Origin of the sequence: Deinococcus radiopugnans ATCC 19172, assembly GCF_006335125.1 — a bacterium.
In the GTDB taxonomy this organism is placed as follows: domain Bacteria; phylum Deinococcota; class Deinococci; order Deinococcales; family Deinococcaceae; genus Deinococcus; species Deinococcus radiopugnans.
Genome location: NZ_VDMO01000001.1, coordinates 164976 through 183234, shown reverse-complemented (window position 1 = coordinate 183234; position 18259 = coordinate 164976). Strand labels below are relative to the sequence as shown.

15 protein-coding genes are annotated in these 18259 nt (G+C 67.8%); 7 read left to right on the top strand and 8 right to left on the bottom strand.

Annotation, left to right across the window (positions count from 1 at the left end; all coding sequences use genetic code 11):
* Positions 1-180: 180 nt before the first annotated feature.
* The 3 genes from FHR04_RS00750 to FHR04_RS00740 all read right to left on the bottom strand — a co-directional run bounded on the left by FHR04_RS00750 (position 181) and on the right by FHR04_RS00740 (position 3768).
* Entirely contained in the window at positions 181-1134 is a 954-nt protein-coding gene (locus FHR04_RS00750; RefSeq protein WP_139399947.1) for an ABC transporter substrate-binding protein, read from the bottom strand.
* A 133-nt stretch (positions 1135-1267) separates the two neighbouring features.
* Positions 1268-2263, bottom strand: coding sequence for an ABC transporter permease (locus FHR04_RS00745; protein WP_139399945.1), 996 nt, complete (start codon positions 2261-2263; stop codon positions 1268-1270).
* Complete coding sequence (locus tag FHR04_RS00740; protein WP_249038917.1) at positions 2260-3768, bottom strand: sugar ABC transporter ATP-binding protein; 1509 nt, start codon at positions 3766-3768, stop codon at positions 2260-2262. The genes FHR04_RS00745 and FHR04_RS00740 overlap by 4 nt, the downstream gene beginning before the upstream one ends.
* A gap of 316 nt (positions 3769-4084) precedes the next feature.
* On the opposite strand from FHR04_RS00740, the gene FHR04_RS00735 reads away from it, so the two are divergent.
* Both FHR04_RS00735 and FHR04_RS00730 read left to right on the top strand, forming a co-directional pair.
* Positions 4085-6214, top strand: a complete 2130-nt coding sequence (locus FHR04_RS00735; RefSeq protein WP_139399941.1) for a molybdopterin-dependent oxidoreductase — start codon at positions 4085-4087, stop codon at positions 6212-6214.
* Positions 6215-6296: 82 nt separating this feature from the next.
* Positions 6297-6914, top strand: coding sequence for a uracil-DNA glycosylase (locus tag FHR04_RS00730; RefSeq protein ID WP_139399939.1), 618 nt, complete (start codon positions 6297-6299; stop codon positions 6912-6914).
* Here the strand turns inward: FHR04_RS00730 and FHR04_RS00725 are convergent.
* The 3 genes from FHR04_RS00725 to FHR04_RS00715 form a co-directional block, all read right to left on the bottom strand.
* On the bottom strand, positions 6911-8419 hold the full coding sequence (locus tag FHR04_RS00725) for a CoA-acylating methylmalonate-semialdehyde dehydrogenase (RefSeq protein WP_139399937.1): 1509 nt from the start codon (positions 8417-8419) through the stop codon (positions 6911-6913). The genes FHR04_RS00730 and FHR04_RS00725 overlap by 4 nt on opposite strands.
* Positions 8420-8492: 73 nt before the next feature.
* Complete coding sequence (locus tag FHR04_RS00720) at positions 8493-9869, bottom strand: aminotransferase class III-fold pyridoxal phosphate-dependent enzyme (protein WP_139399935.1); 1377 nt, start codon at positions 9867-9869, stop codon at positions 8493-8495.
* Positions 9870-9980: 111 nt separating this feature from the next.
* Positions 9981-10691 (bottom strand): PucR family transcriptional regulator, encoded by a 711-nt coding sequence (locus FHR04_RS00715; protein ID WP_139399933.1) that lies wholly within the window; start codon positions 10689-10691, stop codon positions 9981-9983.
* A 77-nt stretch (positions 10692-10768) separates the two neighbouring features.
* Between FHR04_RS00715 and FHR04_RS00710 the strand changes: the two genes are divergently transcribed.
* Genes FHR04_RS00710 through FHR04_RS00690 form a run of 5 tightly spaced genes read left to right on the top strand, consistent with a single transcriptional unit; the run spans position 10769 to position 16324 of the window.
* Positions 10769-11965 carry a trans-sulfuration enzyme family protein gene (locus FHR04_RS00710; RefSeq protein WP_139399931.1) on the top strand — a complete coding sequence of 399 codons (1197 nt, stop codon included), beginning with the start codon at positions 10769-10771 and terminating at the stop codon, positions 11963-11965.
* Between the two features lie 38 nt (positions 11966-12003).
* Complete coding sequence (locus FHR04_RS00705; protein WP_139399929.1) at positions 12004-12777, top strand: LamB/YcsF family protein; 774 nt, start codon at positions 12004-12006, stop codon at positions 12775-12777.
* Positions 12778-14340 (top strand): 5-oxoprolinase subunit PxpB, encoded by a 1563-nt coding sequence (gene pxpB, locus FHR04_RS00700; protein WP_139399927.1) that lies wholly within the window; start codon positions 12778-12780, stop codon positions 14338-14340.
* A 35-nt stretch (positions 14341-14375) separates the two neighbouring features.
* Positions 14376-15191, top strand: a complete 816-nt coding sequence (locus FHR04_RS00695; RefSeq protein ID WP_139399925.1) for an SDR family NAD(P)-dependent oxidoreductase — start codon at positions 14376-14378, stop codon at positions 15189-15191.
* Positions 15188-16324, top strand: a complete 1137-nt coding sequence (locus tag FHR04_RS00690) for an NAD(P)/FAD-dependent oxidoreductase (protein ID WP_211344159.1) — start codon at positions 15188-15190, stop codon at positions 16322-16324. The genes FHR04_RS00695 and FHR04_RS00690 overlap by 4 nt, the downstream gene beginning before the upstream one ends.
* Before the next feature lie 5 nt (positions 16325-16329).
* On the opposite strand, the gene FHR04_RS00685 is transcribed toward FHR04_RS00690, so the two are convergent.
* Positions 16330-16971, bottom strand: coding sequence for a GNAT family N-acetyltransferase (locus FHR04_RS00685; RefSeq protein WP_139399924.1), 642 nt, complete (start codon positions 16969-16971; stop codon positions 16330-16332).
* 7 nt (positions 16972-16978) lie between these two features.
* Positions 16979-18259, bottom strand: coding sequence for an AMP-binding protein (locus FHR04_RS00680; protein ID WP_139399922.1), 1281 nt, complete (start codon positions 18257-18259; stop codon positions 16979-16981).

Sequence of the window (18259 nt, the reverse complement as noted above, 5' to 3'; positions counted from 1 at the left end):
GGCTGTTTGCGGTTCAAACCCCTCCGTCCGCTGCGTGGCCGTCTCCCCTGAGGGAGGCCAGGGAGCGCGACAGGCCGGGACATGTGGTCATTCCTGCCCCCGCCGCCGATTCGGGAGGTGATCCGCAGGGTCAACCCGTAGGCCGCCCCTTCACACCGCAAAACAGCCTTAGCCTGTGTATCAGAACGGCGACTTGGGGAAGTAGAACTTGGCGGCGTTGTCCTTGGTGACCAGCACGCTGGGAATGATGGTGGTCTTGGGCATGGCCGTGTTCGTCATGCGCGATTTGGCGGTCAGCAGCATGGCGTCGCGGATCATGTTGGGCGGATAGGTCACGTCGGCGGTGATCAGCGGATCGCCGTCCTGCACCTTCTTGATCATCTCCTTCATGCCCGCGCCGCCCAGCACGAATTTGATGTCCTTGCGCCCGGCCTGCTCGATGGCCTTGAGGACACCCACGGCGATGTCGTCGTCCTGCGCCCACACGGCGTCGATCTTGGGGAAGCGGGTCAGGTAATCCTGCATGACCTTGAAGCCGTCGTCGCGGTTCCAGTTGGCGTACTGCCGATCCAGAATCTTGATATTGGGGTACTTTTCCTTCATCACCTTATCGAAGGCGTCCACCCGCTGGTTGTCGATCACGGTGGCAATCCCCCGCAGCACCACCACGTTGCCCTTGCCGCCCAGCGTCTTGCCCACGTACTCACCGCTGACCCGGCCCAGGCCCGGATTGTCACCAGCCACGTAGGCATCCTGCGCCTTGGGATCGGTCAGGGCGCGGTCGACCACCACCGTGAACACGCCCTTGTTCTTCAGGTTGGCGACGGGGCGGGTCAGCGGCGCACTCTCCTGCGGCAGGATGACCAGCGCGCCTATCTTGTTGACCGTATACATGTCCTGAATCTGGTTGGCCTGCTCGTTGGCGTCCTTGGCCGTCTTCACGATCACGGTCAGGTTCGGGTACATCTTTTCCAGCTCTTTTTTGGTCTCGTTGGCCCAGTACACCACGCCGCCCGTCCAGCCGTGGTCCGCCGAGGGAATAGACACGCCCATCACCTGCTTGGTCTGCGCCAGTGCGGCGGAAGCGAGCAGCGAAAGAGAGAGAACCGCGAATTTTTTCAGGCTGTGCGACATGGTGAACTCCTTGCAGGGCTCGTCTGGAAAGCGGTGGACGACGGAACGCGGTGCGGATACGCCCCTGGGCCGTGCGGCGGCCCGGTGGAGCCGACGGAGTGGAGGTCAGGCTGCGTGAACGGTCGCGCCGCGCTCATGAGCGCTTTCCCCGTTGCAGGAAGGCCACCACGATGATCACCACGCCCTGCACGGCGGCGTTCAGGTACACGCTGATGATCGAGGTCAGGTTCAAAACGTTCTCGATGCTGAGCAGCAACACGGCCCCCACCACCGTCCCCCAGATGCGCCCGGAGCCGCCCTTGAGGGCCGTGCCGCCGATAATCACGGCGGCAATCGCCTCCAGCTCCCACAGGATGCCGGTGCTGGGGCTGGCGCTGCCCAGCCTGGGCACGTACAGCAGCGTCGCCAGCGCCACGCAGATGCCCTGAATCATGTAGGTGATGACCTTGACGCGGTTGACGTCCACGGCGGCGTAGCGCGCCACCTGCTCGTTGCTGCCGATGGCCTGCACGTAGCGCCCGTAGCGCGTGCGGTTCAGGAGCAGCCCGCCGAGCAGCGCCACCACCGCGAACACGATGATGGGCAACGGGACGCCCAGAATCTTGCTGTAATACACCGGGCTGTAGGCGTCGCTGAGGGTGTTGTTCAGCGAGATGCTGCCGCCCTCCGACAGGTAGGTCAGGACGGCGCGGTAGATGCCCAGGGTGCCCAGCGTGACGATAAACGGCTCGATGCGGCCCCGCGCGATGAAGGTGCCTTGCAGCAGCCCCGCCCCGGCCCCGATGGCCAGCGCGCACAGCATGCCCACGGCAATGATGCCCACGCCGCCGCCCCCCCCGCCCAGCGCGTTCATGATCAGGATCATCGAGCCGGCGATCAGGGCGGCCATCGAGCCCACCGACAGGTCAATCCCGCCCGAGATAATCACGAACGTCGCTCCTACCGCGATGATGCCGATGAACGAGGCGCGCGTCAGCACGTTGGACAGGTTGGAGACGGTCAGAAAGTCGCTGTTGAGCAAGGTGGCCACGATCATCAGGGCGAGCAGCCCCAGCAGCGGCCCCAGGCCCCCCAGGCGGGACAGCAGCGGCGGGCGGGCGGTCTTCGTTGCTGTGGAAGGATCGGTCATCGGGGCGCGGCCTCCAGGGCGGGGGAATGGGCTTTCAATCCGGTGGCGTACTGAATCACTTCCTGCTCGGTCAGCTCGCCCCCTGTCAGGTTGCCGACGATGCGGCCCTCGCGCACCACCAGCAGGCGCTGACACAGGCCCAGCAGCTCGGTCAGCTCGCTGGAAATCACGATGACCCCCTTGCCAGAGGCGGCCAGCGCTTGAATCAGCAGGTAGATCTCGCGCTTGGCCCCCACGTCCACGCCGCGCGTCGGCTCGTCCAGCACGATCACGTCAGGATGCACTTCCAGAATGCGGGCGAGGGCGAGCTTCTGCTGGTTGCCGCCGGACAGCGCGCTGGCGGGCACGTCCAGCCGCCCGGTGCGGATGCCGTAGGTCTCTACCGCCTGTTCCAGCGCCCGCGCCTCCGCCCGGGTGTCCAGCAGGGGCCGCGCGTACTCCTGAAGCGTCATCAGGGTGAGGTTGGGGCGCAGCTGAAACTCTACCAGCAGCCCCTTGCCCTTGCGGTCCTCGCTGAGGTAGACGACGCCCGCCTCTGCGGCCCGGCCGGGGCTGTCGAGGCGGGTGGGGCGGCCCGCCACACGCACCTGACGGACGGTGTGGCGGCGCAGACCCAGCAGCCCCTCGAACAGCTCCGTGCGCCCCGAACCCACGAGGCCCGCGAAGCCCAGCACCTCGCCCGCCTGCAGCGTGAAGGAAATGTCGTGCGCCCAGCCGGGAACCTCCAGGCCCTCGACGTGCAGCGCCTCTTTCCCGGAAGGCTGGCCCTTGTCCGGGAACATGTCCTCCAGCTCCCGGCCCACCATCAGGTTTGCCAGATCGTGCGGGGTCTTGCCTGCCGCCGGGCCGCTGAACACCACCGCGCCGTCGCGCAGGACGGTCACCGAGTCGGCCAGCGCCTGCACCTCGTCCAGCTTGTGACTGATGTAGAGAATGGTCACGCCGCCCCCGCGCAGGCGGCGGATCAGCGCGAACAGCACGTCGGTTTCACGGTTGGTCAGGGTGGCCGTCGGCTCGTCCATGACCAGCACGCGGGCATCTCTCGCCAGTGCCTTGGCGATCTCCACGAGTTGCTTTTGCGGCACGCTCAGCTCTTTGACCTTGACTCGGGGGTCAAGCCGCACGTCCAGCCGCGTCAGGGCGTCTGCCGCCTGCCGGTTCATCTCGGCGTCGTTCAGCAGCGCGCCGCCCAGCTCACGCCCTAAAAAGATGTTCTGCGCCACGCTCAGGTCATCGGCCAGATTGAATTCCTGATGAATCAGCACCACCCCGCGCGTCTCGGCGTCGCGGCTGCTGTGAAAAGTGACCGGCTGCCCGTCCAGCAGGATCTGTCCCGAAGTGGGAGGCTGGTAGCCACCCAGAATCTTCATCAGCGTGCTCTTGCCCGCGCCGTTCTCGCCGATCAGGGCGTGGATCTCGGCGCCTCCAATGTCAAAGGTCACGCCGTGCAGCACTTCCACCGGGCCAAAGGTTTTGGTGACGGTGCGGAAGGCCACGGCAGGCACGGCGGTCAAGAGCGTTCTCCAGGTTCAGGCAGACAGGGCCCAGCAGGCGTGGAAGACACAACGTTCCAGATCGGCACGGCATTCTCCAGGAAAAGGGGAGAGGCGAGGGACACGACAACGTGAACAGCACAGCACTTCGGGTTTTCAGTGAGCCAACCATAACATGTCGGAAGAGGAAAGGGAAATCGTTTTCCACCTGATTGAGCGCCGCTGGAGAACGCATAGAGGCGCCGGTCGGCACCGCCTCTGAGCGCTGGCGCGTGCCCCGCCCCGGTGTGCCAGACTGTCGGCACTTTTCAACTCTGGAGGTTCGCCCATGACCCATCCCGCATCTGCCCATGTCGCTGCCCCGCTGCCCGTCGACGGCGTGTATTTCCGTGCCTGCAACCTGTGCGAGGCCATCTGCGGCCTGCAGATCACCGTTCAGGGGGGCCGGGTCACGGACCTGCGCGGCGACCCGCTGGACCCGCTGAGCAAGGGCCACATCTGCCCCAAGGGGACGGCGCTGCCGGACCTGCACGCGGACCCGGACCGTTTGAAACGCCCCATGCGGCGTGACGGCGACGCCTGGCACGAGATGGACTGGGACGAGGCGCTGGATTACGTGGCGGCGCGGCTGAAAGAGGTGCGTGAAGAGTACGGCGCGGATGCGGTGGCCACCTTCCAGGGCAACCCCAGTGTTCACAACAGCGGCACGCTGCTCTCGGCGGGCGGACTGGTGCGGGCCATCGGCAGCCGCAACCGCTTCACGGCCACCAGCATCGATCAATTGCCGCACCACTTTGCGGGCGCGGAGATGTTCGGCCACCCCTTTTTAATGCCCATTCCGGATATTGACCGCACCGACTTCATGCTGATGATGGGCGCCAACCCCCTGGCCAGCAACGGCAGCATCATGACCGCGCCTGACGTGCGGGGCCGCCTGAAGGCCATCCGCGAACGTGGCGGGCGCGTGGTGCTGCTGGACCCCCGCCGCACCGAGAGCGCCGATCACGCCACCGAGTTCCACGCTATCCGCCCCGGCACCGACGCCCACCTGCTGCTGGCCCTGCTGAATGTCATCTTTGCCGAGGGGCTGGAGCGGCTGGGTCATCTGACCGATTTCACGGATGGACTGGACGCGGTGCGGGACGCGGCGGCCGCCTTCACGCCAGAACGTGTGGAAGGCTTGACGAGCGTTTCCGCCGAGACCATCCGCACCCTGGCCCGCGACTTCGCCGTCGCCGAACGCGCCGTGGCCTACGGGCGCATTGGCCTGAGCATTCAGGAATTCGGCGGGCTGGCGCAGTGGCTGGTCAACGTCCTGAACGCCGTGACCGGGCATCTGGACTCGGAAGGCGGTGCGATGTTCACCAAACCCGCCTACGACCTGCTGCAACGGGCGAAAAAAGGCGCGACCTACCACGGGCGCTTTACGTCGCGCGTGCGCGGCCTGCCCGAATTCGACGGCGAATTGCCCAACGTGGTCATGGCCGAGGAAATGACGACGCCCGGCGAAGGCCAGATTCGCGCCCTGGTCACGGTGGCGGGCAATCCAGTGCTGTCCACCGCAGACGGTGCGGTCCTGGACGCCGCGCTCGGCACGCTGGAATTCATGGTCAGCATCGATCCGTACCTGAACGAGACCACCCGTCACGCCCACGTGATCCTGCCGCCGGCCTTCGGACTGGAGGTGGCGCACTATGACGTCACCTTCCACCTGCTGGCGGTCCAGAATACGGCGCGGTACTCGCTGCCGGTCTTTCCGATTGCGGAGGACCAGCGGTTCGACCACCAGATTTTCATGGGCCTGGCCGAGCGTTTGACCGGCAAGGCCGGCAGCACGCCGGAAGAGAAGCTGAACCTGGGGCTACGGCATGGCCCCTACAACACCAGCCTGGAGGAACTGAAGGCCAACCCGCACGGCGTGGATTACGGCCCCCTGCAACCGTGCTTCCCTGGGCGCCTGCTGACCGCCTCCGGCCGCGTCAACCTGGCCCCCGCGCCGATGCTGGCGGACCTGCCCCGGCTGGAGGCGGCGCTGGACGTTCCGCCGCCGCCGCTGGTGCTGATCGGGCGGCGGCAGCTTCGCAGCAACAATTCCTGGATGCACAACACGCCGCGCCTGATGCGCGGGCCGGGGCGCTGCACGCTGCAACTCAACCCTGCCGACGCCGCCGGATTCGTGGACGGGCAGGCGGTGGAGGTCCGCTCGCGCGTGGGTGCGGTGACGGTGCCGCTGGAACTGACCGACACGCTGATGCCAGGCGTGGCCAGCCTGCCGCACGGCTTCGGGCACTCGCGTGCGGGGGTTCGCCTGGGGGTGGCCTCGCAGCACGCCGGCGTCAGTCTCAACGACCTGACCGACTCCCAACGGATCGACGCCCTGACCGGCAACGCGGCCGTGAACGGCACGCCGATCACGCTGCACGCGGCCGCAGCATCGGCGGAGAGCGCGGCGGACTGACACTGTTCCCTTGCCCAAAGGTGGCGCCGGTATTGAAGGAACGCTGAGGGCCAGCCCACCCCCGCAAAGCTAGACTGGCAGGATGCAGACGCGGACGCTGGCGGATCCCGAAACGCTGGCCGCCCGCCGCGCCCGCTTGCAGGAACCCCACATCGCGCCGCTGACGGCTTTTGCAGAGAGACTGCGCCACAGCGAGGCGCTGGGGGCTTATTTCGACGTGCCCGATTTCGATCCCAGGAGCGGCGGCGTCCACAGCGAGATTCTGCTGCTGCTGGAATCTCCGGGGCCGAAAGTCGCGCAGACGGGATTCGCCTCGCCCGATAACCCCGACCGCACCGCCGAGAACCTGAGCTGCCTGCTGAAGCTGGCCGGCATCAGCCGGGAGCGCTGTCTGTTGTGGAACATCGTGCCGTGGCAACTCAGTGCCGCCGGGGTGGTCACGCCCACGGCGGCGCAGGTTCGGGCCGCGACGCCGGCCACCCTGGAACTGCTGACGCTGCTGCCAGCTTTGCGGGTGGTGGTTCTGGTGGGCGCCAAGGCGCAGGGCGGCTGGCGGTTCGTGTCGCCCGCACTGCCCGGCCCCCTGCCCACCGTGAACTGCCCACACCCCAGTCCGCGCTACTTCGCCACCGATCCACAGGCCCCAGTGCGGGCGCTGTCGGCCCTGGTGGAGGCGCGGCTGCTGGTGAAAAACACCTAGCGGGTTTGAGGAAAGCCCAGATCCACCCGGCTGCTCGCCGGATCGGGCCAGCGTGAGGTGATCACCTTGCTGCGGGTGAAGAACTTGATGCCGTCCGGGCCGTACATGTGGGTGTCGCCGAACAGGCTGGCCTTCCAACCGCCGAAGCTGTAGTACGCGACGGGAACGGGAATCGGGACGTTCACGCCCACCATGCCGACTTCGACATCAAACTGGAACTGCCGCGCCGCTCCGCCGTCGCGGGTGAAGATGGCGGTGCCGTTGCCGTACTCGTTGTCGTTGATCAGCTTCAGGCCTTCCGCGTAGGTGTCGGCGCGCACCACGCACAACACTGGCCCGAAAATTTCATCGTCGTAGGCGTCCATGCCGGGTTTCACGTTGTCCAGCAGCGAGACGCCCAGGAAGAAGCCGTCGCCCTCAAACTTCGCCTCGCGCCCGTCCACCACGACTTTGGCGCCCTGCTCCTGTGCGGAGCCGATGTAGCCGGCCACCCGGTCTCGGTGTTCGCGGGTGATCAGCGGCCCCATCTCGTTGCCGGGCTCGTTGCCGGGGCCGATCTTGAGGGCAGGGAGGCGCTCCCCAATGGCGTCAATCAGTTTGTCGCCCGCGTCGCCCACCGCCACCACCACGCTGATCGCCATGCAGCGCTCGCCCGCCGAGCCGTAGGCGGCCGACACGGCGGCGTCGGCGGCCATGCCGATGTCGGCGTCGGGCAGCACCAGCATGTGGTTTTTCGCGCCGCCCAGCGCCTGCACGCGTTTGCCAGCGGCGGTGCCCTTCTCGTAAATGTATCTGGCAATCGGCGTGCTGCCCACGAAGCTCACGGCGGCGATGCCGGGGTGTTCCAGAATGGCGTCCACCGCTTCCTTGTCACCGTGGACGACGCTCAGCACGCCGTCGGGCAGCCCGGCCTCTTTCAGCAATTCGGCCATGAAGTTGGCCGCCGATGGATCTTTCTCGCTGGGTTTGAGGATAAAGGCATTGCCGCAGGCCAGCGCGTTGCCCAGCATCCACAGCGGCACCATCGCGGGGAAGTTGAAGGGCGTAATGCCCGCCACCACCCCCAGCGGTTGCTGGATGCTGTACACGTCCACGCCCGTGCTGACCTGTTCGGAGTAGCCGCCGCGCAGCAGATTCGGGATGCCGCAGGCGTACTCCACGTTCTCCAGCCCACGCGCAATCTCGCCCAGCGCGTCGCTGTGCACCTTGCCGTGTTCGCGGGTGATGATGCGGGCCAGTTCCTCACGCCGTGCCGACAGCAACTCGCGGAACCTGAACATCACGCCCGAGCGGGTACTCAGGGAACTGGAGCGCCACTTCTGGGCGGCGGCGGTGGCGATCTGCACCACGGCGTCAAGCTCGGCCTTGCTGGCCAGTGGCAGCTGCGCCTGCACCTGTCCGGTGGCCGGGTTGTAGACGGAGGCCGTGCGGCCCGATTTGCCCTCTGCGGGCGCGTTGTTGATCCAGTGGGTGAGGGTCTGAATTTTCTCGGTGGTGGCGGTCATGGTGTTGCCTCCGTGGGCTTGGGGGGTGCTGGGTGCGCCGCTCAGCAGCGGGGAGAGAGCAGTGCGAACTTCCCTAGTCCGCCGCCACCCCGCCCGCAATCGCCTGATCCACTAAAGCCAGCGCCTCTTCATACACGTCCAGGCCAGCGTCCAGCTCGTCTTTCGTAATGACCAGCGGCGGGCAGACCCACAGGAAGTTGAAGCGGCTGTAGGCGTAGACGTGCTTGCTTCGCAGGTGAGCGGCCAGTTGGCCCATCTCCGGCGAGGTGCCGCCGAACGGGGCCAGCGGTTCCTTCGTCGCCTTGTCCCTGACCAGCTCCAGCACGGAAAACAGGCCCTTGTAGCGCACGTCGCCCACGCAGGCGTAACGCACCTTCATGGCCTCCAGCCGTTGTCCCAGGTACGCGCCCAACTCCAGCGCGTTCTCGAACAGGCCCTCGTCCTCGTAGATGGCCAGATTCTCTACAGCGGCGGCGCAGCAGACCGGGTGGCCGCTGTAAGTCAGGCCGCCCCACAGCATGTGGGTGTCGAAGTAATCGGCCAGCGGCTGGCTGAGAATCACCGCGCCCAGCGGCATGTACCCGCTGGTCAGGCCCTTGGCGCAGGTCACGATGTCGGGTTTGATGCCGTAGTGCTGCGTTGCCAGCCATTTGCCGGTGCGCCCGAAACCGCTCATGACCTCGTCGGTGATCAGCAGGATGCCGTACCTGTCGCACAGTGCTCGGAGTTTGGGGTAGTAGTCGTCGGGCGGCACCAGCAGGCCGTTGCTGCCGGTGATGCCCTCCACCAGAATCGCGGCGATGGAGTCCGGCCCCTCCATCTGAATCACCTCCTCGATGTGCGACACGCATTCGCGCCCACACGAGTCCGGCGTCTTGCCGAAGGGACAGCGGTAGCAGTACGGGTCAAACACGCGCACCACGCCTGGAACGCCCGGCTCCACCGGCCAGCGGCGCGGATCGCCGGACGCAGTCATGCTGCCCATCGTCGCGCCGTGGTAGCTGCGGTAGCGGGTGATGATCTTGTCGCGGCCCGTGACGAGGCGGGCGATCTTGATGGCGTTCTCGTTGGCCTCGCTGCCGCCCAGCGTGAAAAACGTTTTGGCCAGCCCGGTAACTTCCGCGAGCTTCTGCCCCAACTTGCCGCGTGGCTCGGTGGCAAAACTCGGCCCGGCGAAGCACATCTGATCCACCTGCTTCTTGATCGCTTCCAGCATGCGCGGGTGCTGGTGGCCGATGTTCAGGTTGATCAGCTGGCTGGAGAAATCGAGCCAGGCGTTACCGTCGCCGTCGTAGAACTGGCTGCCCTTGCCGCCGGTCATCACCGGGGGCAGCGCTCCGCCCTGCACCGACCAAGAGAACATGGTGTACTCGCGGTTCTGCTGCGCGATGTCGTGGGCCGACGCGACGGGGCCAGAATGGACGGCGGGACGCTCTTCGGTGCTGGTCATGGGGACAACCTCCGGGCGAGAGAATTGTGGAGCAGGATGCTGCCGCCCATTGTCCCTCTTTCGCAGGGCTGGTCTCAAGAGACAGGGTGTCCAAAAGCAGCACTGTCAGGGCTACTTTCGGGTTTCAGCTTCCCGCGACAACTCCAGCGCCAGCAGCAGCCCCAGTTGCCGCTTCGGATCGTCCAACTCGCCCAGCATGGCGCGCAACTGTTCCAAGCGGTAATACACCGTCTGACGGCGCACGCCCAGGCTGCGGGCCGCCTCGGCCACGTTGAAGTTGCATGCCAGCAGCGCCCTCAGCGTGCCCAGCAGCGTCAGACGCGGGCGCGGCGGCAGCGCGAGCACCGCGCCCAGGTGCGAGGCCACGAAGGCTGCGGCGCGGCCGGTCTCGTTCAGGGCGTCGGTGACCGGTGACAGTGAGGGTAGCGCGACGGCAGGCGGCGGCCTCAGAATCCGGGCGTGGGCGGCGCGGGTGAGTTCGGCGAAGCTCACCTCCTGCCGGAAGACGATCAGCGGAAAGTCGGCTTCCAGTGCCGCCTCCAGCGCGGCCAGGGGCACTTCGCGCACCTCGCGCACCAGTTCCAGCACCAGGCCGTGCGCTCCGCCTCCGGCCAGGGAGCGGATGTAGACCTCCGCGCCGTCCCCGACCAGCGGTGTCCCGGTGCTGAGCAGCAGTTCGCCGCCGCTGAGAAAACGGGCCGCGTCATGAATCTCGGAGACATGAACCCAGGTGACGGGCTGGCCCAGCCGGGCGTGACCGCCCCTGACCTCCGCGCCCGCAAAGGCCGGGAGGGTGAGCAACTCGGCCAGGGTGGGCAGCATGGGCACAGCTTAGCCGCAGTCCTGGTCTGTCCGTCTCTAACGAACGCCCGTTAGGGCAATTGGCCTAAGATGAGGCCATGTCCAATTCAGACCCACGCGGCTTTCGCACGCGCGCCGTTCACGCGGGGCATGGAATCGACCCCGCCACGGGGGCGCACGCCACGCCCATCTACGCCACCAGCACTTTCGCCTACGGCAGCGCCGAGCGCGGCCAGCGCCTGTTCGCCGGTGAGGAGAGCGGTTACTTCTACTCGCGCGTGACCAACCCCACCGTGCGCGCCTTCGAGCAGAAGCTGGCCGATCTGGAAGGCGCCGAGGACGCCGTGGCCTTTGCCAGCGGCATGGGCGCGGTGTCGGCCATTGCCCTGACCCTGCTGAAACCCGGCGACGAGGTGGTGTTCCTGGCCCCGCTGTACGGCGGCACCGAGGGCTTCCTGCTGGAGGTGGCCAGCAAGTTCGGCGTGGCGGTCCACGAGGCTCACGACGAGGCTGACCTGGAAAGCAAGCTGAGCGCCCAGACCCGCATGGTCTGGCTGGAAACGCCCACCAATCCGCGTCTGGGCATCTACGATCTGGCGCGGGTGGCGCGGGCCGCGAAAGCGGTGGGGGCGCTGACGGTGGTCGACAATACCTTCAGCACGCCTTACCTGACGCGCCCGATCGAGTTCGGCGTGGATCTGGTGATGCACAGCGCCACCAAGTACCTGGGGGGGCATGGCGACGCCATCGGCGGCGTGGTGGCCGGCCCGGCAGACATGATGATGGAGTTGCGCGGCGTGGGGTTGCGGCACGTCGGCGCGTCGCTGGGGCCGTTCGAGGGCTACCTGTTCCTGCGCGGCATGAAGACCCTGCCGCTGCGGATGGAGGCCCACTGCGCCGGGGCGATGGCGCTGGCCGAGGCCCTGGAAGACCACCCGGCCATCGAGGCGCTGTACTACCCCGGCCTCAAGAGCCATCCCGGTCACGAGGTCGCCGCGCGGCAGATGCGGGGCTTCGGCGGGCTGATCAGCCTGGACCTGGGCAGCCAGCAGGCCGCCATGACCTTTCTGGACAGCCTGACACTGTTCACGCAGGCGGTCAGCCTGGGGGACGTGGAAAGCCTGACCTGTCACCCGGCCAGCACCACCCACGCCCTGCTGGGCGAGGAGACCCTGCTGCGTCAGGGCGTGACCCCTGGGCTGGTCCGCATGAGCGTGGGCATCGAGGACCCGGACGATCTGGTGAGGGACGTGCTGGCGGCCCTGGAAAAGGTGCGGGTCAAGGAACTGGCGTAAACGCGCCGTCCGCTGTCCTTTTCCGCTAGCCTGACCACATGACCCGCACCTCCATCGACCTGAACGCCGACGCAGGCGAGTCCTACGGGGCCTGGACGCTGGGCGACGACGCAAGGCTGTTTCCCCTGCTGAGCAGCGTGAACGTCGCCTGCGGCTTCCACGCAGGCGACCCGCTGACCATGCAACGGACGGTGGCGCTGGCGCAGCAGCACGGGCTGGGCCTCGGCGCGCATCCCAGCTACCCGGACCTGCCCGGGTTCGGGCGGCGCATTCTGGAGGCGGCCCCCGATCAGGTCTACGCCGACACGCTGTACCAGATCTCGGCGCTGGCCGGGATGGCGCGGGCCGCTGGGGTGGCCCTGCAACACGTCAAGGCCCACGGCGCGCTGTCCACCCGCGCCTGGACCCACGCGCCGACGGCGGCGGCGATTGCCGGGGCCACCCGCGACTTCGATCCGGCGCTGCCGTTGATGGTCCTGCCGGCCACGCTGCTGGAAACCGAGGCCCGCCGGCTCGGCGTGCCGGTGGTGCTGGAAACCTTTCCCGAACGCGCCTACCTGCAAGACGGGCGGCTGGCCCCACGGTCCATGCCCGGCTCCAGCATCCATGACCCCGCCGAGGCCGCCCGCCGCGCCGTGATGATGGCCACCCAGGGCCGCATCGAGGCGATTGACGGCGGCTTTTTCGAGTTTGACGTGGATTCGCTGTGTATTCACGGCGACAACCCCAACGCCGTGCAGATTGCCCGCGCCGTCAGGGACGCGCTGGAAGGCGCAGGTGTGCAGGTCCGCACCTTCGCCGCACCAGTCTGAATGCGGCGGCCTGCCCGTCCCACCGGGTTCTACGTCCAGTTCTCGGCAGGGCTGGACCTGACTCAGAACGCCCGCCTGCACGCCTTTCACCGGGCGCTGCGGGCCGATCTTTTGCCGGGGGTCACGGATCTCGGTCCCGGCTACGTCAACCTGTTCGTGGAATACGATGAATCGCTGGTGTCCGGCGCGGCGGTGCGTGGCTGGGTGACGCGCCATCTGCGGGGGGTTGACGGCGCGGCGGAGGTTCAGGGCCGTCTGACCGAACTGCCCGTGCGCTACGACGGCCCGGACCTGCCCGACGTGGCGGCGCGCACCGGCCTGACAGAGGCCGAGGTGATTCGCCTTCACTCGGGTTCGGAATATCACGTCTACGCGGTGGGCTTCACGCCCGGCTTTCCCTTTCTGGGAGAGGTGCCTGAAGCCCTGAGGCTGCCGCGTCGGTCCACCCCACGCGCGACCGTTCCGTTCAACGCTGTCGCCGTCGCCAATGCCCAGACCTGCGTCTACCCTTTGCCCTCACCGGGGGGCTGGAACCTGCTGGGCACGGCACTGACGACGATCTATGATCCCAACCGTGAGCGGCCATTCCTGATCGCGCCGGGGGACCGCGTGCGCTTCCGGCCCTCGCAGGGGGAGACGCCGCCCCTGCCCACTGTCCGTGAGACGTGGCCCGCCGAACCGCGCTGGCCCGCGTTCCGGGTAGAAAAGCCCGGCCTGCTGGACCTGCTGATGGACGCGGGCCGCCCGCATCAGGCGTCGGTGGGGCTGGCCCGCAGCGGCCCGCTGGACTCGCTCTCGGCCCACTTCGCCAATGGTCTGGTGGGCAACGCACCGGATGCGCCGCTGCTGGAACTGACCCTGAAGGGTCCGGTGCTGACCGCCCTGCGGGACGTGGTGGTGGGCGTGGCCGGATTCGGGATGCAACCCGTGGGCCAGCCCATGCAGCAGGGGTTTCGGCTGCGGGCGGGGGAGACCCTGCGCTTCACCTCCACCCAGATCGGCGCGCGGGCGTATCTGGCGGTGGCGGGCGGCTTCGAGGGCACGCCGTTCCTGGGCAGTTGCAGCACGGACCTGATTGGCCGGGTGGGCCGGCCGCTGCGGGCGGGCGACGTGCTGGGCCTGGCGGACCTGCAGGAGGCCCTTGCCGGTTTTGCCAACCTTCCGTTGGGCCTGCCCCACCACGTCACCCTGCGCCTGCGGCCCGGCCCACAGGCCTCGCCCGAAGCCCTGAGAGCGCTGGGCCGCGCGCCTTTCCGCGTCATGGGCTCAGACCGCATGGGCCTGCGCCTGGGTGGTCCAGAAGTTCCGGGCGGGCAGGTCACCAGCGAGGGCACCCCACCCGGCGCGGTGCAGGTCACGCCCGCCGGGGAACCGATTCTCCTGCTCGCGGACCGGGGGCGCATCGGCGGGTACCATAAGCCGGCCATCGTTCATCCGGAAGACCTGCCGCTCGCGGCGCAGTTGCGGCCCGGTCAGGCCGTGTCGTTTCAGCCTGATCTTTCGGGCACGCCGGACGACTGGGCGCGGCGCTGGTCCGTCTGGGCTGATTCTGCCGCCACCTGACCGCCCGACCTCAACACACCCACAGGAGAACAAACATGACGAACCCACAACGCTTCAGCGAAAAAACTGTCCTCATCACCGGCGCGGGCGGTGGCATCGGGCGGGCGGTGGCCCTGCGCTTTGCTTCCGAAGGCGCCAGGGTGGCCGTCAACGACATCAAGCCGGAGATGGTTCAGGCCGTGGTGGACGAGATCACGTCGGCGGGCGGCGCGGCGCTGGCGGTGCCCGCCGACGTGTCCGACGCGGCGGCGGTGGACGCCATGTTCCGCAAAACTGAGAGCGAATTCGGCCACGTGGACGTGCTGTACAACAACGCCGCTTTAATCGACACCACCTGCCATTTCCTGGAGGCGGACGAGGCGTGGTGGGACCGAATTCAGAAGGTCAACCTCAAGAGCGTGTTTCTCTGTTCCCAGCGGGCAGCAAAGATTATGGCGCGGCGGCGTAAGGGTGTCATCTTGACCACCTCTTCCGGCGGGGCCACCCGCGCCCACCGGGGCAACGTTGCCTACGACGCCACCAAGGGCGGCATCGAGGCCATGACCCGCTCGATGGCCCTTGATCTCGCGCCTTACGGCATTCGCGTCTGCGGCGTGGTGCCGGGCTTCATCAACACCTACGGCCTGACCGAGGAGCAGCTGCGCGAACGCGAGAAGACCGTGCCGCTGGGCCGCTATGGTGTGGCCGAGGACATGACCGGGGCGGCGCTGTTCCTGGCGTCCGACGACGCCTCGTACATCACCGGACAGTTCATCAGCGTGGACGGCGGCGTGCTGGCGCAGCAGCGCTCGGCCAACGTGGACACGTACCCCGTGGAGGGCTTTCCGGTGATCGAGGCGGATCTGGCGTGAGCGCGCCCCTCTTCAGCCCGCACAGCGCCGACATCGTGGTGATCGGCGCTGGGATCATCGGCGCGGCCAGTGCCTACCGACTGGCGCAACGCGGCCTGAAGGTGGTGGTGCTGGACAAAGACCGCCCGGCCAGCGGTTCCACCGGCCGCAGCGTGGCGGGCGTCCGGGCGCAGTTCCACAACGAAACCAACATACTGCTGTCGCGCGAGAGCATCGCGGAGTACGCCGCCATGCCGGGGTCCGGATACCGCGCCGAGGGCTACCTGATGCTGATCCCCGAGGCAGGCTGGCCCGAGCACCGCGAGGCCGTAACCCTGCAACAGCGTCTGGGCATTCCTTCCGAGGCCCTGACCCCCGACGAGGCGCAGCGGTACGCCACCTTCGACACGGCGGGCCTGGGCGGCTGCAGCTACTGTCCCACCGACGGCAAGGTGGACGCCCACAGCCTCAACCACGAATACGTGCGGCTGGCGCGCGAGGTCGGGGCGCGGGTGCTGCTGGACACCCCCGTGACAGGTCTTGAGCGGGTGGGTGAAGTCTGGCACGTCCAGACACCGGGCGGAACCTTTGAAGCCCCGCAACTTCTCAATGCCGCTGGCGCGTGGTCCGGTGAGGTGGGGCGGCTGGCTGGCCTGGACATTCCCGTTCAGCCGGCCCGCCGCATGGTCTTCTGCACCGGTCCGCTGACGCTGCCGCGCCCCGTGCCGATGACCTTTGACCTGGGCAGCGGCGTCTACCTGCGCTCGGAAGGCGAGCGCCTGATCTTTGGCCGGGCGGACCCGCTGGACACCGGCTGGCGGGAGGGCCTGAACTGGGACTGGCTGGACCCCACCCTGGAACTGGCACTGACGCGCTGGCCGTGGCTGGAAGCGGCCTCGCTGGACCGCAACGCCAGCTGGTGGGGCTACTACGAACTGACCCCGGACGGCTTTCCGGTGGTGGGCCGCATGCCGGGCGTGGACGGCTGGCTCAACGCCTGCGGCTTCTCCGGCCACGGCGTGATGCAGGCCGCCGCCACAGGCCGCGTGATGGCCCAGATTGCGGTGGGCGAGACCCCGTTTATCGATGTCTCGCCGCTGGGGATGGAGCGTTTTGACGGCACAGCCGTGCGGAGGGTGGACCTGCAGGTGTAGCGCGGTCAGTGGCCGATGCGCCGAACCAAGCACAGCTGCCGCGCCGGGTGCCCCAGCCACGGCGTCCACAGCCCAGATTCCTTCGAGGCGGCCACGCGGAATCCGGCCGCCTCGTACAACCCCAGCGCCGCGACGTTCTGATCGGTGGTGGACAGTTGAACGCCGGGCACGTTCAGCTCTCCGAGCCGCTCCAGAAACGCCCGCAGCAGTCCGCGCCCCAGTCCCAGCCCCCGCGACTGGGGCAGCAGGTTCAGGTGCAGGTGGGCCGGAAAATCCGTCTCAGACGCGTGCGGTGAGGGAAAACGCAGGCTGCGGATCAGATAGGGCAGGGCCTCCCAGGGCCGGGTGTAGCGCCGGGTCAGCAGGCCGGGCAGCGCCGTGCCGCCCACCACCCGCGCAACGGCCCGCCGGTAGGCGGCCTCGTCCACCGCGCCGACGATGTAACCGATCACCTCGCCGTCCACCTGAGCTGCGAACCCCACCGCGCCCGGCAGGCGGAAGTAGGCCCGCATCCACAGGTCGGCGAACAGCTGCGCGTCCGGGAAATAGAGTCCGGCGCTTTCTCCGAAAAATCCAGTCCGGTACGCAATCTCGCCCAGCCGCGTTTCATCGGCGGGCCGCACCGGACGGATCAGCGGACGGCCCAAGGCGCGTCTACCGCTCGCCGCGCAGGTCGGTCACGCGCCGCAGCTTGCCGCCCTCGCTGCGCGCCAGACTGCCCGGCACGCACAGCTCGCAGCGCACGGTCACGCCCACCTGGGTCTTGATCAGGCGCACGATCTCATCGCGCAGGGAGGCGGCTTCCGTGTCGGCCTCCACCTGCAAGGTCAATTCGTCCATGATCCCGGTGCGGGTCAGGGTGACGTGGTAGTGCGGGCTGACCTGTCCCAGGCTGACCAGCACGGCTTCCAGCTGCGTGGGGTAGACGTTGACGCCGCGCAGGATGATCAGATCGTCGCTGCGCCCCCGGATGATGTCCATGCGGCGCATGGTGCGTCCGGTGGCGTTGTCGCCGGGCAACAGGCGGGTGATGTCCCCCGTCCAGTAGCGCAGGATCGGCAGCGCGCTGCGGCTGATGCTGCTCAGGACCAGCACGCCCCACTCGCCGTCCGGCACAGCGCTCCCCGTCTCCGGGTCCACGACTTCCGGGTAGAAATGGTCTTCCCAGATGTAACTGCCGCGCTGCTCGGCGGCGTCCTCGTTGCTCACGCCGGGACCGATCATCTCGGACAGGCCGTAGATATTGGTGGCGGTCACGCCCAGGCGTTTCTGCACTTCCGCGCGGGTCTTCTCGGCCCAGGGTTCGGCGCCCAGCACGGCGTATTTCAGGGAGTGGTCACCCGGCCCCAGCCCCTGACGTTCCAACGCCTCGGCCAGCACCAGCGCGTAACTGGGCGTGCAGGCAATGACCTCGGGCGCGAGATCTTGGATCAGGCCCACCTGCCGTTCGGTGCCGCCGCCCGAGACGGGAACGGTACACAGGCCCAGCCGCCGCGCGCCGCCGTCCAGGCCCAGCCCGCCGGTAAACAGGCCGTAGCCGTAGGCGTTGTGGAACACCATGCCGGGCCGCGCCCCCGCCGCGTACAGGCTGCGGGCCACCACCTCGGCGAAAATCTCCAGATCGCGCTCGTCGTAGCCCACCACCGTCGGCTTGCCGCCGGTGCCACTGCTGGCGTGCAGGCGGCGCAGGTTACCCTGCGGCACGACGCACAGGCCCAGTGGATAGTTGTCGCGCAGGTCCACCTTGCGCGTAAACGGGAAGCGGACCAGATCGTCCAGCGTTCTCAGGTCGCCTGGCGTCACGCCCGCCGCGCCGAATTTCTCGCGGTAGGCGGGAACGTGTTCGTGCTGCCGGGCCACCATGTCCTGCAGGCGGGCCAGTTGCAGGGCGCGCAGTTCAGCTTGGGGCATCGCTTCAAATTGGGGCTGAAACAA

Bases quoted from the DNA above. Each gene is read 5' to 3' on its own strand.
- FHR04_RS00720 (WP_139399935.1), bottom strand. From the start codon at position 9,869: ATGACCAGCACCGAAGAGCGTCCCGCCGTCCATTCTGGCCCCGTCGCG.
- FHR04_RS00735 (WP_139399941.1), top strand. From the start codon at position 4,085: ATGACCCATCCCGCATCTGCCCATGTCGCTGCCCCGCTGCCCGTCGAC.
- FHR04_RS00710 (WP_139399931.1), top strand. From the start codon at position 10,769: ATGTCCAATTCAGACCCACGCGGCTTTCGCACGCGCGCCGTTCACGCG.
- pxpB (WP_139399927.1), top strand. From the start codon at position 12,778: ATGCGGCGGCCTGCCCGTCCCACCGGGTTCTACGTCCAGTTCTCGGCA.
- FHR04_RS00750 (WP_139399947.1), bottom strand. From the start codon at position 1,134: ATGTCGCACAGCCTGAAAAAATTCGCGGTTCTCTCTCTTTCGCTGCTC.
- FHR04_RS00705 (WP_139399929.1), top strand. From the start codon at position 12,004: ATGACCCGCACCTCCATCGACCTGAACGCCGACGCAGGCGAGTCCTAC.
- FHR04_RS00715 (WP_139399933.1), bottom strand. From the start codon at position 10,691: ATGCTGCCCACCCTGGCCGAGTTGCTCACCCTCCCGGCCTTTGCGGGC.
- FHR04_RS00745 (WP_139399945.1), bottom strand. From the start codon at position 2,263: ATGACCGATCCTTCCACAGCAACGAAGACCGCCCGCCCGCCGCTGCTG.
- FHR04_RS00725 (WP_139399937.1), bottom strand. From the start codon at position 8,419: ATGACCGCCACCACCGAGAAAATTCAGACCCTCACCCACTGGATCAAC.
- FHR04_RS00695 (WP_139399925.1), top strand. From the start codon at position 14,376: ATGACGAACCCACAACGCTTCAGCGAAAAAACTGTCCTCATCACCGGC.
- FHR04_RS00730 (WP_139399939.1), top strand. From the start codon at position 6,297: ATGCAGACGCGGACGCTGGCGGATCCCGAAACGCTGGCCGCCCGCCGC.